This window comes from Silanimonas sp. (assembly GCF_044377035.1).
GTDB lineage: Bacteria > Pseudomonadota > Gammaproteobacteria > Xanthomonadales > Xanthomonadaceae > Silanimonas.
On the sequence record NZ_JBILJW010000016.1, the window covers coordinates 36,822 to 52,685 of the forward strand.

Consider the following 15,864-nt stretch of genomic DNA (forward strand, 5'->3'; position numbering starts at 1 on the left):
GCTATAGTCGAAACTCGGAAGCCTCACGCAGGAACCGGGCATGCGCACGTCGGTGGCGACGCAAGGCAAGTCGGGCTGGCGCGCGATAGCGCTCTTGGCGGCGCTTCTGTGCGCGTGCGGCACCGCCGACGCCCCGAGCGCACCCACGCCGTTGCGGCTGGGCATGGACCTCTGGGCCGGGTACTTCCCCGCGGTCATCGCCGAACGCGAGGGCCTCATGGCCGCGGAAGGCGTCGACCTCGAGGTCGTGGCCACGCGCGACACCAATGGCCTGATCGCCGAGTTCGCCGCTGGAAAGTACGACCTCATCGCGGTGTCGCTCGGCGACGCCATCACCCTCTCGCGGAACCGGCCCGACGTGGTGGTCCTGCTGGTCGCGGATGAGTCGTCCGGCGGCGACCAGCTGCTCCGCGCACCTGCCGCCGGCACCGATCCCGCGGCCCCGCCGCGCTTCGGCACCAACCTCGGCGGATTCGGCGAGCTGTTCATCCGGGCCTGGCTGGAGCGCGAGGGGATCGCTCCCGGCGACGTGGTCTGGGCCAATGTCGACGCCTCCGACGTGCCGACGGCCCTGGCCGAAGGCCGGATTGATTTCGGCCACACCTGGCAGCCCTACGCCGACGAAGCGGTGGCTGCCGGTGCAACCCCCATCTTCAGCAGTGCGGACACCCCGGGCCTGATCCTCGACGTGGTGTTGGCCACGCGTGCGGGGATGGAGCGCCATCCGGAGGCCTACCGCGGCTTCGTGCGGGCCTGGTTCGAGGCGGAGCACCGCTGGCGCGCCGACCCGGCGGCCGGCAACGCCGCCGTCGCCGCCGCCCTCGGGCTGGACGCCGCGGCCGTCTCGCTGGCCGGAGTGAAGCTGTATTCGCTCGAAGACAACCGCCATGCGATGGCGGGTGGCGCGGACTCCCCACTGGCGTCGCTGATCGAACGCTACGCCACGTTCTTCATCGAACGCGGCAGCCTGAGCACGCCGCCGGACCCGGCGTCGATGTTCGACCCGGTCGTGCTGCCCGAGGCCGTGCCCGCGCCATGAAGGCCCGCACCCGCGTAGCCGCGGCGATCCTCGCTTTCGCCGCGCTTCCGCTCATCCTCGTGAATGCGGGCAGCCTCGCCGACCGCCGCGACGATGCGGCGCGCAACGGCGATCTCCTGCTGTCCGGCAATGCCGACGAGCTCGCGGCCCTGCTCGCCGCCACGCGGACGCGCTGGCTGGAGAGCGTGCGCGCCGATGCCCGCCTGCCGATCTTCGAAGAGGTGCTGACGAGCAACGCGGCCCCGTCGCCGCTGCGCCTGAGCCGATTCTTCGCCGCCATGACGAGCCGCGACACGGTGAACATCGGCGCCATCGGCGTGCTCGACCTCGAGGGCCGCGTGGTGCAGGACTCGCAGGCCGTGAACCTCGGCCGCGACGAGTCACTGGAGCCTTGGTTCCTGCGGGTGGTGGCCTCCGGCCATCCGCAGCTGATCGGCCCCTACACCGCAACGGGCGAACGCCGGCCGGCGCTTTACTTCACTGCACTCGTGCGCGATGCGGACGAAAAGCGTCGCGGCGTCCTGCGGATGCGCATGGAGCCGGCCGTGCTCGGCCAGGTGATGGCCGCGGCCCTCGTCGCGACGCCCGGCCTGTCGGCCACACTCATGGACGAGGAGGGCCGCACGCTGGCCAGCGTCGGGGACTTCGGCAATGCCGAGCTCGCGTTGGGTGCGAACGCCGACGGCAAGGCGGAGCGCGTGATCACGGTCGGCAACGAACGCGTGGCCATCAAGCCGGTGCCGAATGCACCCTGGCGCGTGGTGGTGCGCCAGCCCTTGCCGGAATGGCTCGCGCCGCAGGACGAGTTGAATCGCCAATGGGTGCTGGAGACCGTGCTGCTGTTGGTCCTGCTGCTCGGCGCCTCCCTGCTGCTGGGTCGCCGCATCGCGGCGCCGCTCGCCGGGTTCAGCGATGTTGCCCGACGGTTGGCCGAAGGCGACTACAGCCCGGTGCCGCGCTGGCCCGGCGCCGAGGAGGCCCGCCAACTTGGCGAGGCGCTCGACGCACTCGCCGCGCGGCTGCGCGACACCATCGGCACGCTCTCCAAGGAGTTGCAGCAACGCCGGGACGCCGAGGCGGCGCTGTGGGCCAGCAAGGAGCAGTACCTCGACCTCGTCGAACAGTTGCCTGCGACGGTGTATCGCTGCGGGAACGCCTCCGGTTGGCCGATGGAGTTCCTCAGCCCGCAGATCGTGGCCCTCACCGGATTCACGGCCTCCGACCTGCTGGCGGGCGACGGCAAGCACTTCTCCCGGCTGATCCACCCCGACGATATGGCGCACTGCGAGGCAGCGATCTCGGACGCCGCGATCCGCCTTGGCAAGTACCAGCTGAACTACCGGATCCGCGACCGGGACGGCGAGACGCGCTGGGTTTGGGAACTGGGCAGCGTGCATACCGATGCCGCAGGTCGCCCCACCCAACTCACCGGCGTCATGTTCGACGTGACCGAGCGGGAGACGGCCAACCAGGCCATGGCCCTGCTGCGAGGACGGATCGAAGCGCGGGTCGGCGGCGACTTCTTCCTGGCCCTCGCCACCGGGCTGGCGCGCGTGCTGGACGTCGAGCGGGTGATGATCGGGCGCTACCACGGTTCGCCGCCGACGCGAGTGGTCTCGCTGGCGCTGGCGCGCCGCGACGGCCCGAGCGAGCAAGCGGACTTCGCCATCGCCGGCACCCCCAGCGCGGCCGTGCTGGCGGAAGGGCAGATCGAGGTGCTGGATGGCGTGACCCAGCGATTCCCCGACGATGCGGCCCTGGCCACCCGCGGCTTGCGGTCCTACATCGGCCGGCGGCTGGATGACAGCCATGGCCGGCCGATCGGCGTGCTCGCGGTTCTGCACGGCCAGCCGATGGCCGCGGACGATGCTGCCGCCCGGCTGCTCGACCTGTTCCAGGCACGCGTGGCCGCCGAGCTGGAGCGCGTCATCGCCGAGGAGGACCTGCAGCGGCTCGCTGACACGCTAGAGAACCGCGTGGCCGAACGCACGCACGAGCTGGAGGAGGCGAACGCCTCGCTCTCTCAGGCCATGGAGCATCTGGTGCAGCGCGAGAAGCTGGCCTCGCTGGGCAGCCTGGTCGCCGGCGTCGCGCACGAGCTGAACACGCCAATCGGGAATGCGCTGACGGTCTCGACCGCCCTCAACGACATCCATCGCCAGTTCGCCGACGTGCTGGCCAAAGGCGCGGTGAGGCGTTCGGCGCTCGACCGCTTCGTGGCCGAGAACAGCGAGGCCACCGAGCTGATCGAACGCAACCTGCAGCGCGCCGCCGCCCTGATCAGCCACTTCAAGCAGGTGGCCGTGGACCAGGCCAGCGTGCGGCGACGGCAGTTCGACCTCGCGGCCCTGGTGGAGGACGTGCTCTCCACCCTGAGCCCGCGGCTGAAGCGCTCCCCGCACCGGGTCGAGGTCGACATTCCGCCCGGCCTGGTGCTGGAGAGCTATCCGGGGCCGCTGGAGCAGGTGCTGACCAACCTCGTCGAGAACAGCCTCGTGCACGGCTTCGAATCGGGGCAACCCGGCGTGATCCGCATCTCGGCCGAAGCGGCGGGGCCGCGCATCCGCCTGCGCTACGCCGATGACGGGCTGGGCATCCCCCCGGCGCTCCGGCATCGGGTGTTCGACCCCTTCTTCACCACCAAACTCGGGCAGGGGGGCAGCGGCCTCGGCCTGTACCTGGTGTACAACCTCGTGCACGGCCGGCTGGGGGGCAGCATCGAGCTGCTGGACGATGCCGGGCCGGGAGCCTGCTTCATCATGGAACTGCCGGTGGTCGCCCCGGCCGCCGGAGAGGAGACGAGCGGATGAACGACGAGTGGATCAGCTTCGCGAAGGAAGCGGAGGAGGGCGGCGATAGCGCAGTGCCCGGCTGGTGCATCGTGGTGGTCGACGACGACGAGGAAGTGCACGAAGCCACGCGCTTCGCGCTGCGCCACGTGCACGTGCACGGCCGGCCCCTCGAGCTGGTGCACCTGTTCTCCGCCACCGAGGCCCGGCGCGTCCTGCCCACCCTCGACATCCCGGCGGTGATCCTGCTCGACGTGGTGATGGAGACCGAGAACGCCGGGCTCGACCTCGTCGACTTCATCCGCAACGACTGCGAGCTCGCTGCGACGCGCATCGTGCTGCGCACCGGCCAGCCCGGCTATGCGCCCGAGCTCAGCGTGTTCGCGCGCTACGACATCAACGACTACTTCACCAAGGCCGAGCTCTCGCGCACGCGCCTGATCACGGCGATCACTTCCGCGGTGAAGAGCCACGAGCAGATCCGCACCATCGACGAGAGCCGGCGCGGCCTCGAGCTGATCGTGCGCTCCTCGCCCAGCCTGCTGCAGCCGCAAGGGCTGGCCAATTTCGCCGAGGGCGTGCTCACGCAGGCCAAGGCCCTGCTGCGCGCCCCGATCGACGGCATCGTCTGCGCCCAGCGCGGCTCGCCGCTCGACCCGAACGACAACCGCCTGTACGTGGTCGGTGCCGCCGGCGCCCTCGCCGGCGCGGTGTGGCACCCGCTCTCCGACCTGCATGCCGAACCGGTGGTGACAGCCATCGCCCGCGCGCTGCGCGAGCGCCGCAACGTCCACGGTGACGACTACAGCGTGCTCTACCTGTCGACGCGCGAGCGCGAAGCGGCCATCTATGTCGCCACGCCGACGCGCCTCAACGACGTCGACCACCAGCTGCTCGAAGTGTTCGCCTCGAATCTCTCGGCCTGCTTCAGCAACCTGCAGCACTTCGAGGAAGTGCACCGGCTGGCCTTCCGCGACCCCCTCACCGGCCTGATGAACCGTTCCGGCCTGCTGCGCGAGCTCGATGGCGTGGCCGGACGGCAGGACCTGCGCCTGGTGCTGGTGGACATCGACCACTTCACCGACTTCAACGACGGCCTCGGCCAGGAGGCCGGCGACCTGCTGCTGAGCGCGGTCGGCCAGCGCCTGCGCGAACGCTTCGGCGGGCACGCCTCGCTCGCCCGCATCGGCGCCGACGTGTTCGCGGTGGTGGGCGAGGCCGAGCGCCTCGCGCCGTCCGAGCTGCAGGCCGCCTTCGAACCGCCCTTCGCCTGCGGCGAACACCTGACGCCGGCGCGCGTCACCCTCGGGCTTTGCGACCTCGGCGACTGCACCGACGGCGTCACCGCGCTGCGCCACGCCAATATCGCGTTGAAGGCGGCGAAGCGCAGCCTCAACGACTCGGCCCTGCTCTACCAGGCCGGCCTCGCGGAGCACACGCGGCAGCGACTCGGGATGCTGGGGCAACTGCGCCGCGACCTGGAAGGCGACCGCCTCGAAGTGTGGTACCAGCCACAGATGGGGCTGGCCGATGGCCGGACGCACGCCGTGGAGGCCCTGCTGCGTTGGCCCGACGGCCGCGGTGGCTGGGTGCAGCCGCCGAATGTGTTCATCCCCCTCGCGGAGTACTCCGGGCTGATCGTGCCGATGGGCGAATTCGTGCTCGACCGCGCCTGCGGGATGCTCGCGGGGCTGGGCGACAGCGGCACCGTGCCGGCGCGCATGGCCGTAAACGTCGCCATGCCGCAGCTCCGGGATCCCGGTTTCGTCGCGATGGTCGAGCGCACCTTGCATAAGCATGGCCTCGGCGGCGAACGACTGGAGCTCGAGATCACTGAATCCATCGCGATGGACGAGGCGCTGGCGTTGCGCCGCAGCCTCGAGCATCTGCGCAGCTTGGGTGTCCGCGTCGCGATCGACGACTTCGGCACCGGCTACTCGTCACTGGCGCAGCTTCGCGCGCTGCCCGTCGACGCACTGAAGATCGACCGCCGCTTCGTTTCCGAGCGCAGCGAGGGGCCCGATGAAGCCTTCGTCGAGTGCATCGTGGGATTGGCGCGACGACTGGGCTTGTCGACGGTCGCCGAGGGCATCGAAACCGAGGAACAGGCGCGACTGATGCAGGCACTCGGTTGCGAGCTCGGCCAAGGCTATTGGCACGCCCGGCCGATGCCCGAAGCGATGCTGAGACAGTGGCTCGCCCAGCGCGGGACGGGCTGAGCCAGGCTCAGCCCCGCGGGAACTCCGCCTCGAACACCCGGTAGTGCGCATCGGCCATGCCGAGCGCGGCGTACGTCGCCTGGGCGCGCGCGTTGTCGTTCTCGACGTACAGGCGTAGGCCGCAGATGCCTGGCGTCGCGCGCGCCTCGTGCTCCACATGCGCGTAGAGCGAGCGGAACACGCCGAGGCGGCGCGCGTCCTCGGCGACGAACACGCTCTGGATCCACCACCACCAGCCGTTGCGCCAATCACTCCATTCGGTGGTGAGCATCAAGGTGCCCACCGCCCGGCCGTCGTGCTCGGCGACGAGGTAGCGCGCCTTGTGCGGGTCGGCGAGGCCGGCGGCGATGCCGCCGCGGATCGTCGCCGCGTCGAGCACCTTGGCTTCGGTTTCCAGCGCCATGGCCTCGGCCCAGCGGGCGAGGGTTTCGAGGTCGGCGGGCGTGGCAACGCGGATCGTGATCGGGCTCATGGGCGCTCGGTTGGCAGCAAGGGGGCGTCGGAGTCGAGACCGTAGGCGCGCTCGACGCGGGCGATGCGGACGGCATAGCGGGCGTACCAGTGCTCGCGGCCGCGGCGCTGGGCGTCGAGGTGGTCGACGTCGCGCTTCCACGCGCGCACCGCGTCCTCGTCGCGCCAATACGAGACGGTGATGCCGAAGCCGTCGGCACCACGCGCGCTCTCGATGCCGAGGAAGCCCGGCTGGGCGGCGGCGAGCGCCACCATCCGTTCGGCCATCGCGGCGTAGCCGTCGTCGTCGTCGCGGCGCTGCGAACTGAAGATCACGGCGATGTACGGAGGCGTCATGCGGGTTTCCTGCCGCGCCGGCCGGGGCCGAGCTTGCGGGCGACAGTGTTGCGGCCGATACCGAGCTGCTCGGCCGCGCGTTGACGGTGCCCCCGATGGTGCGCAAGCGCGGTGGCGAGCAGCGTTGCGTCGAAGGACTCGCGAAGCGTTTCGGCGAAGCCCTGGGCACCCTGTGCCAAGCGCGCCTGCACCGCTGCTTCGAGCGCCTGGCGCCACGCGGAATCCGGCTCGCCGGAACCCACGTTCGCCACGCCGGCATCGCGCAGCGCGGCATCGACCGCGGCCGCGGGAATGCGCTCGCCGGCGGCGAGGGCCACGAGGCGGAAGCAGAGGTTGCGCAGTTCGCGCACGTTGCCGGGAAACGCATGCTGCTGCAGGCGTTCGACCGCCGCGGTGGCGAGCCGACGCGTGCCGAGGCCCATCGCCTGGGCGGCTTCGTTGATGAAGCGCGCGGCCAGCAGCGGGATGTCCTCGCGACGCTCGCGCAGCGGCGGCAAGCTTAGGCGAAGCACATCGAGGCGGTGCAGCAGGTCTTCGCGGAAGCGCCCCTCGCGCACGCGGGCGGCGAGGTCCTGATGGGTGGCGGCGATCACGCGAACATCCACCCGGATCAGCTCGCGGCCGCCGACGCGGAAGAACTCGCCCTCGGCCAGCACGCGCAGCAGGCGCGTCTGCAGGCCCGCGGGCATGTCGCCGATCTCGTCGAGGAACAGCGTGCCGCCATCGGCCTGTTCGAAGCGGCCCACGTGGCGCCGGGTGGCGCCGGTGAAGGCCCCCGCCTCGTGGCCGAAGAGTTCGGATTCGAGCAGCTCCGCCGGGATCGCCGCGGTGTTCAGGGCGACGAAGGGCCGCGCGGCGCGCGGTGATTCGGCGTGCAGCGCGCGCGCGACGAGTTCCTTGCCGGTGCCGGTCTCGCCGGTGACGAGCACGGCCAGCGGCAGCTGGGCGTAACGGCCGATGGCGCGGAACAGATCGCGCATCGGCGCGCTGCCGCCGACCAACTGCGGCGGCCCTTCGGGCTCCAGCGCCGGGGCCTCGGGTCCAGCGGCCTTGGCCACGGCACCCTCGCGCGCCTTGAGCAGGTCCCGCGCGAGCTGCACAGGCGTATCGAGATCGAAGGGTTTCGGCAGGTAGTCGCGCGCACCGCCGCGGAAGGCACCAGCCGTGGTCGCGACATCGGTGTAGGCGCTCATCACCACGACTGGAAGCGTCGCATCGCGACGGCGCAAAGCCTCGAGGAAATCGAGCCCACCGGTGCCGGGCATGCGCACGTCGGTGAACACGAGGTCGGCGCGTTCACCGGCGCCCAAGGCGGCGAGCGCGGCATCGGCGCTGTCGAAGGCCTGCACGGCGAAGCCGGCATCGCGCAGGGCCTCGGCCAGCACGAAGCGCACGGTGCGATCGTCGTCGACGACGAAGATGCGCGGGCTCACGGCGCGGGCTCCGCGCCGTCGTCGGGGTCGGGCAGCGGCAGCAGCACGGTGAACACCGTGTGCCCGGGGCGCGATCGATAGGCCAGCGAGCCGCCGTGCTCGCGCGCGATCTGCTGCGCCAAGGGCAGGCCGAGGCCAGTGCCGTCCGCACGGCCGGACACCAGCGGCAGGAACAGGCGCTCGACGAGATCCTCGGGCACGCCGCGGCCGTCGTCGCCCACCTCCACGCGCACCGCGAGGCGATGGCTGCGATCACCGATCAGCACCTGGTGTTCGGCGCGCGTGCGCAGGCCGACGGTGGTCGCGCCGCTCTCGAGCGCGTTGCGCACGAGGTTCCACACCGCCTGCGTGAGGCGATCGGCATCGCCCAACAGGTCGGGCAGGCTCGGGTCGTAGTCGCGCACTACTTTCACCGACCAGCCGGCCTCGGCTTCGGCGAGTTGGCGCACGCGCTCGAGCACGGCGTGGATGTTCATCGGCTCGAAGGGTCGCGGCGCGGCGGGATGCAGGATGCGGTCGACGAGGCCGTTGAGGCGCTCGACTTCACTGGCGATCAGGCCGACGAGTTCGCGGCTGTCGGCGTCGCTGGTGCGCCGCGACAGCAACTGCGCCGCGCCTTTCAAGCCCGCGAGCGGATTGCGCAGTTCGTGCGCCAGCCCGCGCAGCGAGGCGCTCAGCGCCTGCGGCAGCGCGGTGACCGGGTCTTCGCCAGGGAATTCTTCGACGGGGTGCAGTTCGACCCGCACGCCCTCACCCTCGCGCACGCACCACACATCGGCGAAGCGCGCCGTCAGGCCGCCGAAGCCGAGGCCCACGCGTTGCAAGCGCAGCGCCTGCTCGTCGTGCGGCACGCGCGGAAGCGCCGAAGCGAGGCGCTCGCCGCCGTCGAGCTCGGCGAGGCCGAGGCCGATCAGCCGGCGGGCACTGACGCCCAGCCAACTCGCGAAAGCCGGATTGGTGGCCAGGATTCGGCCTTCGGCGTCCAGCCAGAACAGCGGCGTGGCGAGGCGGTCGAAGGCGGCGAGGTCGGCGGGCATGGCCGAAGTATCGCACCACAACAGCGCAAATTTCTGCCCCGCTCCCACGCGGTTCGAGCGTCCAGCTAGCGCCGCAGGCGCTGCTGCTGCAGGTCGAACAGCAGCCGCCGATCCTCGTCGTCGAACACCACGGGGGGGACGCTCTCGACGTCGGTTGCCAGCGTCGACAGCGGCTGCGGGTCCGAAGCGACCCCGCGGAACCGCCGCCGGAACGCGGTCAGTGCGGCGGGGAGGTCGGTGGTGTCGTAACCCAGCAGGGCCAGCGCCAGTACCGGGTCGAATCCTTCCGGCGCCGGCGGCGCATCGGCCCGCGGCCACTCGCCGAAACCGGCGTTCGCTAGCCGGGCCCACGGGAATTGCGCGGAAGGATCGGCCTTCCGCGTCGGCGCGAGGTCGGCATGGGCGATCACCGCCGTGCGCGGGATGGCGAGACGCGTGCACAGGTCGTCGAGCAGGCGAATCAAGGCATCGATCTGCGCCGCGGCGAAGGGCCCGGCGCCGTCGTTGTCGAGCTCGATGCCGATCGACGCGTCATTGAGGTCGGTGAGCGCGCCCCAACGGCCAACGCCCGCATGCCAGGCCCGCGCGCGCTCGTCGACGAGCTGCACGATGCGGCCGTCCTCGGCGATCAGGTAGTGCGCGCTCACGCGGCCGTGGTCGTTCGCGGACTTCAGCGTGGCCAGCGCGTCATCGAACGAATCCATCTGCGTGTGGTGCAACACGATGACCTGCGCCTGCCGCGCGTCGTGGTTGGGCGACGGCGACCACGCGGCCAGCGGGCTGCGCTGCGGCGAGACCGCGCAGCCCGCGAGCAGGGCGAGGGAGGCGCACAGCGCCGCAAGGGCGACCGAATCGGCCGCCCATGGCCGTCGCCACCGCGTCACGTGCCTAGAACTTCCAGGTGCCACCGAGGTAGACGCTGTCGTTGCGCGCGTCCTTGCCCGGCAGGTTGGATTCGCGCTCGGCCGATTCGAGGCCGAGCTCGAGGACGAAGCGGCGGCCGAAGCTGCGCGCCAACTGCGCGCCGATCACGCGATGGTCGTCCTCGCGGTTCGGGACGAGGTTCTTGTAGTCGACGGAATCGAAGCGATAGCCCAAGCCCGCGGTCATGTCCCAAGGCAGGCGGCGCGTGTAGGCGATCTCCCAGCCCCAGGCGTCGGTGTTGCGGGTGAACTGCGTGGAATCCTCGACCTTCGGCGAGAACTCGACCTTGACGATGTCGTTCCCGGTCGCCGCGAACGAGGCGCTGAACGACAGCGTATCGATGCGCGCATCCGGCGCCGCCGGCGAGGCGATGTCCTTGTCCTGGTAGTTGTAGGTCACGCCGAGGCTGGTGCGCCGCGAGGCGCGGTAGCTGTAGTCCATCGACACCACGGCGGTGGACGAGAACTTGCCGGCCACGCGCTTGTCGAGGACCACGTAGGACAGTGACGGCCGGAAGGCATGGCGGCCATCGTTCGAGGCGAAGCCGAGGCCGGTGGTGGCCGCCCAGTTGAACTTGTCGAGGTCGTCGCGCTGGGCGTGGCGGTCGGTCGCGAAGCGCAGGCCATTGGTCCAGGTCGTGCGGCCATCGGCGAAGGTGTAGCGGTGGCCCAGCGCCAGCTTCGCCGTGAAGCGGCTCTCGCTGTCGACGCGTTCGACCGCATCGGGGTCGAGCAGGTCATCGAGGCCGTCGCCATCCTCGTCGAGGGCATCGTCGATGGCGAGGTCCTCTTCCGAGAAATCAAGATCGAGCAGGTCGTCGAAGCCGTCGTCGTCCTCGAAGCCCTCATCGTCGCCCTCCTCTTCACCCTCCTCGTCATCCTCGCTTCCGAACTCGTCGCGGCCGGCGAAGTCAAAGCTCTCGCCGGAGGAGCGCGCGATGGACACGTTGTCGTTGCTGCGGATCTGCGCCTCGACGCTGCCGACGAAACGGTGCCCGGGCTGGGCACGCCGGGCCTCGGCGTCGGGCATCGCAGCGAGCGCCGCCGCGGCGAGCGCGATGGCGGAGAAGAGCGTGGAGCGCTTCATGGTGACCCCCTTGGTCGATTGCGATCCACGTGGACCGCCCCCCGCGGTCCCTGCATCGCCGGCCAAGAGTACGGGTTAATTGGGGCGGAGGTTCAGGCGGCAGGCGGCGGCACGGGCACGGGCACGGGGAGCGTCGCCTCGCCGCCGCCCGGACCGTTCAGGCGCCCCCGCAAGGGCACGACCAGCAAACCGCTCGACGCGTCGAAGCGCAACGGACGCGGACCCGCGCGCAACGTCTCCGGCAGGGCCTCGAAGCGCTGCGCCGGCGTCAGCGCGGCGTCCATCGCGTCCATCTGCAAGAAGGCCGCGAGCAGTCGGCGCTGGGCGACGAAGTCGAGCTGGCGTTCGGTGTAGTCGGTGTAGGCGGGCATCGCGATGTCGGCAAGCAGCACCGACGTCGGGAACGCCACGTAGTCCACCCAACGCGGCTCTGCGCCTGTGAGCGGCACCGCACGATCCTCGCGCGCCGCCTGCTTCGCCGACTCGCCACAGGCCGCCGAGAAGGCGCGCGCCGTCTGGCCCAGCATCCACTCGGTGTCGTGCATCAGCGGCGTCAGTCGCTCGGCCCATGCGTTGTCACCGTGCGCCACCATCTCGGTCTCCAGCGAAGGCAGCGTGCGCTGCTGGTAGCGAAACTCGCCGCGCAGCGCCGGGCAGAGCAGGCCTTCCGCCGCGGCATCGGGCGACTGGGTCAGGGCCACGCAGCTTGGAGGCAGGGCATCGCCCGGCGCTCGGCGCCGCATGTCGGCGATCAAGGCCGAATGCTGGCGGAACGCGGCGATGCTCACCATGCCTTGGAGCAGCGTGTCCGGCGTCGCGGCCCAACGGGCCATCGCCGCGGCGTCGTCGCACGCGGCGGACAGCGCGCCGACGGTGTTGCCGGCCGCGAAATCGAGCGCACGCAGGCTGTCGAGTTGCACCACGGCCTGAAACGGCGGGAGATCGTCGAATCGAAGGTCTGCGTTGGTCCGTCGGTCCCGGAAAACCGGCGCCCGCAGGGCCCTCGCGGCTGCTTCGAGGTGCGCGCGGAAGGGCTCGATGGCCGCGGCACTTGCCTCGGGCGCGGCCTCGATGGCCGCGATGCATTGCGCATCCGCGGAGTTCCCGCAGTTCACGGCGTCGGGCAAGGGGCCGGGCGCCGGTGGCAGGGCCATCATCAGCGGGAAGCCGTTCTCACCTGCGGTATCGCCCCCATCGTCCTGCTGCATCACCGCGATGGCCGCCTGTTGCGCCGGTGTCGGCGAGGTCAGTCGGCCATACGCCCAGATCGCCGCAAACAGGGCGATGGGTACGAGCAGCGCCAGCAGCAGGCGGGAGAGCCAACGCCAAACCGTTGCCATCGTTTCGTCCTTGAGCGATTGGGGGGTGCCGATGAGCCTACCAAGGGATGGCGCTCACAGCATCCGCGTCATGCAAACGCTGTAAGGATCAACGCGGTAATCCCCGAACGGCGCGCACGCGACGAAGCCGAAGCGCGCGTAAAGCGCGCGCGCTGGCGCGAAGGCGTCCATCGAGCCGGTTTCAAGGCTGACGCGCGTGCAGCCCATGTCGGCAGCGACCTGCAGCAGGTGCCGCAGCATCGTGGCGGCGATGCCACGTCGCTGGAACGCATCCGCCGTGCGCATCGACTTGAGCTCGGCATGGTCGGCGGCGATCCGCTTCACCGCGCCCATCGCCGCGAGCTCGTCACCCTGCCATGCGGTGTAGAACCGCAGGCCCGGCAGCCTCAAGCGCTCGAAGCCCAACGCATGCACGCTTTCGGGCGGCGAGTGATCCGCCGCGCTGGCGAGGTGCTGGCGCACCAGCGCGATGACGGCGGGATGCTCGAGGCCGCCCTCCTGGATGCGCACGACGTCGTTGATGCCCGGTGTCGTCATGGTTTCCCTCGCTGAAGACTTCGCCTCCCTGCGGAGGCCGAAACAACCAACGAAAACGGCCCGCTTTCGCGGGCCGCCTCCGTCGACATCCGTTGTCGAAAGCACCGGCGCTCCCCCGCCGGCACCGCGCGATCGTCAGATCGCGTAGTACAGCGCGTACTCGAGCGGGTGCGTGGCCGCGCGGAACTTGGTGACTTCCTGCATCTTCAGGTCGATGTAGCCGTCGATGAAGTCGTCGGAGAACACGCCACCGGCCTTGAGGAACTCGCGGTCCTTGTCCAGCGCTTCCAGCGCCATGTCCAGCGAGTGGCAGACCTTCGGGATGTTCTTCTCTTCTTCCGGCGGCAGGTCGTACAGGTCCTTGTCCGAAGCGGCACCCGGATCGATCTGGTTCTTGATGCCGTCGAGGCCGGCCATCATCAGCGCGGCGAAGGTGAGGTAGCCGGACTGCATCGGGTCGGGGAAGCGGATCTCGATGCGGCGCGCCTTCGGGTTCGACACGTACGGGATGCGGCAGCTGGCCGAGCGGTTGCGGGCCGAGTAGGCCAGCATCACCGGGGCTTCGAAGCCCGGCACCAGGCGCTTGTAGCTGTTGGTGGTCGAGTTGGTGAAGGCGTTGATGGCCTTGGCGTGCTTGAAGATGCCGCCGATGTACCAAAGCGCCATCTGCGAGAGGCCGCCGTAGCCGTCGCCCGAGAACAGGTTGTTGCCGCCCTTGGCCAGCGACTGGTGCACGTGCATGCCCGAGCCGTTGTCGCCGACGATCGGCTTCGGCATGAAGGTGGCGGTCTTGCCGTTGCGGTGGGCGACGTTCTTGACGATGTACTTCATCGTCGTCAGCTCGTCGGCCTTCTTCACCAGCGAGTTGAACTTGACGCCGATCTCGCACTGGCCGGCGTTCGCCACTTCGTGGTGGTGAACTTCGACTTCCTGGCCGACGGCGGCGAGCACCTTGCACATCTCGGCGCGCAGGTCATGCAGCGAGTCGGTCGGCGGCACGGGGAAGTAACCACCCTTCACGGTCGGGCGGTAGCCGTGGTTGTTGCCGTCCTGCTTCTGGTTGGTGGCCCAGGCGGCCTCGTCCGAGAAGATCTCGTAGCCGACCTTGCCCATGTCGTTGCTGAAGCGGACGCCGTCGAAGATGAAGAACTCGGGCTCCGGGCCGAAGAAGGCCTGGTCGGCGATGCCGCTCGACTTCAGGAAGGCCTCGGCGCGCTTGGCGACGCCACGCGGGCAGCGCGAGTAGCCCTGCATGGTCGACGGGTCGAGCACGTCGCAGAGCAGGACGATGGTCGGGTCGGCAAAGAACGGGTCGACGAAGGCCGAAGTGGCATCCGGGAGCAGGATCATGTCGCTCTCGTTGATGCCCTTCCAACCCGAGATCGAGCTGCCGTCGAACATCTTGCCTTCCTCGAACAGCGAGGCGTCGACGATGTTCGCGGGGAAGGTGACGTGGTGCTGGACGCCACGCATGTCGACGAAACGCAGGTCGACGAATTCAATCGCGTGGTCCTTGATCAGCTTCTGGACGTTCTCGAGGCTCATGGCCGCTCCGATGGGTGATGGATGCCCTACGGATAGCAAGGGCCGTGCCAAGTGTCGCCGGCGCCACCAGTCCATTTGAATCAATCACTTACTGATCGATGCGCGAGGCAATTGCACCGCGCAGATCACACTAATGCACTACGTATGGACTTTTAATGTCGCCCGCAGGACGGGCAGCAGACCGAACACGGCCTGCCCGGCCAGGCCGAGTGGCGCGTCGGCTGCGTACACTGCCGCGTCCCCTGCCGCCGCCTCCCGCTTGAACGACCTGCTCATCGCCCTGCTGCTCGGGGTCCTCGAAGGCCTCACCGAGTTCCTGCCGGTGTCGTCCACCGGCCACCTGCTGATCGCACAGCACTGGCTCGGGCCGGAGTCCGACCTCTTCAACATCGTGATCCAGAGCGGCGCGATCCTCGCGGTGCTGCTGGTGTTCCGCGCGCGCCTGCTCGCGCTGGCCACCGGTTGGCGCGAACGTGCCGCGCAGGACTACGTGCTGAAGCTGGGTGTGGCTTTCGCCGTGACGGCCGCGGTGGGCCTGCCGGTGCGAAAGCTGGGCTGGGAGCTGCCGGAAACGGTGTGGCCGGTGGCCATCGCCCTGATCCTCGGCGGCATCGCGATGATCCTGATCGAGCGCTTCGTGGAGGCGCGCGCCGCGCGTCGCGCGGTGTCGGCGGACACCGCCGACCACAGCCCGCTCGCGGCCTCACTGCCGGCGGTGAGCTGGAACGTGGCGGTCTGGGTGGGCCTCGCCCAGGTGCTGGCCGGCGTGTTCCCGGGCACGTCGCGGTCGGCGGCGGCGATCTTCGCGGCCATGCTCGCCGGCCTGGCCTCACGCCCGGCAGCCGCGGAGTTCGCCTTCCTGCTCGGCATCCCGACCATGTTCGCCGCCAGCGCCTACGCGCTGCTCGAGTACGCGCGCAATCCGGCCGCCCCGCGCGAGGACTGGGCCGCGCTGGCCGTGGCCTTCGCCGCCGCGGCGCTGACCGGTTTCGTCGTGGTGCGCTGGCTGCTGGCCTACGTGAAGTCGCGGCGGTTCACCGTGTTCGCGGTGTACCGCATCGTCCTCGGCCTGGGCCTGCTGCTGTTCCTACCCGGGCAGTGAGCCGGC

Annotated in this window: 13 protein-coding genes; 4 read left to right on the plus strand and 9 right to left on the minus strand. The window is 70.2% G+C overall.

Annotated features, from left to right (window positions below; translation table 11 throughout):
- Positions 1–40 precede the first annotated feature (40 nt).
- Genes ACIQ6S_RS10075 through ACIQ6S_RS10085 form a run of 3 tightly spaced genes read left to right on the plus strand, consistent with a single transcriptional unit; the run spans position 41 to position 6,047 of the window.
- Complete coding sequence (locus tag ACIQ6S_RS10075) at positions 41–1,039, plus strand: ABC transporter substrate-binding protein (RefSeq protein WP_397608244.1); 999 nt, start codon at positions 41–43, stop codon at positions 1,037–1,039.
- Positions 1,036–3,849 (plus strand): ATP-binding protein, encoded by a 2,814-nt coding sequence (locus ACIQ6S_RS10080; protein ID WP_397608245.1) that lies wholly within the window; start codon positions 1,036–1,038, stop codon positions 3,847–3,849. The genes ACIQ6S_RS10075 and ACIQ6S_RS10080 overlap by 4 nt, the downstream gene beginning before the upstream one ends.
- Positions 3,846–6,047 (plus strand): putative bifunctional diguanylate cyclase/phosphodiesterase, encoded by a 2,202-nt coding sequence (locus ACIQ6S_RS10085; RefSeq protein ID WP_397608246.1) that lies wholly within the window; start codon positions 3,846–3,848, stop codon positions 6,045–6,047. The genes ACIQ6S_RS10080 and ACIQ6S_RS10085 overlap by 4 nt, the downstream gene beginning before the upstream one ends.
- Before the next feature lie 7 nt (positions 6,048–6,054).
- Here ACIQ6S_RS10085 and ACIQ6S_RS10090 read toward each other — a convergent pair whose 3' ends face one another.
- The 9 genes from ACIQ6S_RS10090 to glnA all read right to left on the minus strand — a co-directional run bounded on the left by ACIQ6S_RS10090 (position 6,055) and on the right by glnA (position 14,756).
- The gene (locus ACIQ6S_RS10090) at positions 6,055–6,519 is read right to left on the minus strand and encodes a GNAT family N-acetyltransferase (RefSeq protein ID WP_397608247.1); all 465 of its coding nucleotides are present in this window, start codon (positions 6,517–6,519) and stop codon (positions 6,055–6,057) included.
- Positions 6,516–6,854 carry an antibiotic biosynthesis monooxygenase family protein gene (locus ACIQ6S_RS10095; protein WP_397608248.1) on the minus strand — a complete coding sequence of 113 codons (339 nt, stop codon included), beginning with the start codon at positions 6,852–6,854 and terminating at the stop codon, positions 6,516–6,518. The genes ACIQ6S_RS10090 and ACIQ6S_RS10095 overlap by 4 nt, the downstream gene beginning before the upstream one ends.
- Positions 6,851–8,287 (minus strand): nitrogen regulation protein NR(I), encoded by a 1,437-nt coding sequence (ntrC, locus tag ACIQ6S_RS10100; protein WP_397608249.1) that lies wholly within the window; start codon positions 8,285–8,287, stop codon positions 6,851–6,853. The genes ACIQ6S_RS10095 and ntrC overlap by 4 nt, the downstream gene beginning before the upstream one ends.
- Complete coding sequence (locus tag ACIQ6S_RS10105) at positions 8,284–9,324, minus strand: nitrogen regulation protein NR(II) (protein ID WP_397608250.1); 1,041 nt, start codon at positions 9,322–9,324, stop codon at positions 8,284–8,286. The genes ntrC and ACIQ6S_RS10105 overlap by 4 nt, the downstream gene beginning before the upstream one ends.
- 65 nt (positions 9,325–9,389) lie before the next feature.
- Positions 9,390–10,208 carry an N-acetylmuramoyl-L-alanine amidase gene (locus tag ACIQ6S_RS10110; RefSeq protein ID WP_397608251.1) on the minus strand — a complete coding sequence of 273 codons (819 nt, stop codon included), beginning with the start codon at positions 10,206–10,208 and terminating at the stop codon, positions 9,390–9,392.
- A gap of 4 nt (positions 10,209–10,212) precedes the next feature.
- A complete protein-coding gene (locus ACIQ6S_RS10115) occupies positions 10,213–11,334 on the minus strand; it encodes a hypothetical protein (RefSeq protein ID WP_397608252.1) in 1,122 nt (373 codons plus the stop codon).
- Positions 11,335–11,426: 92 nt separating this feature from the next.
- Positions 11,427–12,674, minus strand: a complete 1,248-nt coding sequence (locus ACIQ6S_RS10120) for a hypothetical protein (protein ID WP_397608253.1) — start codon at positions 12,672–12,674, stop codon at positions 11,427–11,429.
- A 54-nt stretch (positions 12,675–12,728) separates the two neighbouring features.
- Entirely contained in the window at positions 12,729–13,211 is a 483-nt protein-coding gene (locus tag ACIQ6S_RS10125; RefSeq protein WP_397608254.1) for a GNAT family N-acetyltransferase, read from the minus strand.
- A gap of 135 nt (positions 13,212–13,346) precedes the next feature.
- Positions 13,347–14,756: a type I glutamate--ammonia ligase gene (glnA, locus tag ACIQ6S_RS10130; RefSeq protein ID WP_397608255.1), complete on the minus strand. Its 1,410-nt coding sequence runs from the start codon at positions 14,754–14,756 to the stop codon at positions 13,347–13,349.
- A gap of 259 nt (positions 14,757–15,015) precedes the next feature.
- Here glnA and ACIQ6S_RS10135 point away from each other — a divergent pair, with 259 nt between their 5' ends.
- Entirely contained in the window at positions 15,016–15,858 is an 843-nt protein-coding gene (locus ACIQ6S_RS10135; protein WP_397608256.1) for an undecaprenyl-diphosphate phosphatase, read from the plus strand.
- Positions 15,859–15,864 lie beyond the last annotated feature (6 nt).

Coding starts and splice junctions, on each gene's coding strand:
- ACIQ6S_RS10075 (WP_397608244.1), top strand. CDS start 41: ATGCGCACGTCGGTGGCGACGCAAGGCAAGTCGGGCTGGCGCGCGATA.
- ACIQ6S_RS10080 (WP_397608245.1), top strand. CDS start 1,036: ATGAAGGCCCGCACCCGCGTAGCCGCGGCGATCCTCGCTTTCGCCGCG.
- ACIQ6S_RS10085 (WP_397608246.1), top strand. CDS start 3,846: ATGAACGACGAGTGGATCAGCTTCGCGAAGGAAGCGGAGGAGGGCGGC.
- ACIQ6S_RS10090 (WP_397608247.1), bottom strand. CDS start 6,519: ATGAGCCCGATCACGATCCGCGTTGCCACGCCCGCCGACCTCGAAACC.
- ACIQ6S_RS10095 (WP_397608248.1), bottom strand. CDS start 6,854: ATGACGCCTCCGTACATCGCCGTGATCTTCAGTTCGCAGCGCCGCGAC.
- ACIQ6S_RS10105 (WP_397608250.1), bottom strand. CDS start 9,324: ATGCCCGCCGACCTCGCCGCCTTCGACCGCCTCGCCACGCCGCTGTTC.
- ACIQ6S_RS10115 (WP_397608252.1), bottom strand. CDS start 11,334: ATGAAGCGCTCCACGCTCTTCTCCGCCATCGCGCTCGCCGCGGCGGCG.
- ACIQ6S_RS10120 (WP_397608253.1), bottom strand. CDS start 12,674: ATGGCAACGGTTTGGCGTTGGCTCTCCCGCCTGCTGCTGGCGCTGCTC.
- ACIQ6S_RS10125 (WP_397608254.1), bottom strand. CDS start 13,211: ATGACGACACCGGGCATCAACGACGTCGTGCGCATCCAGGAGGGCGGC.
- glnA (WP_397608255.1), bottom strand. CDS start 14,756: ATGAGCCTCGAGAACGTCCAGAAGCTGATCAAGGACCACGCGATTGAA.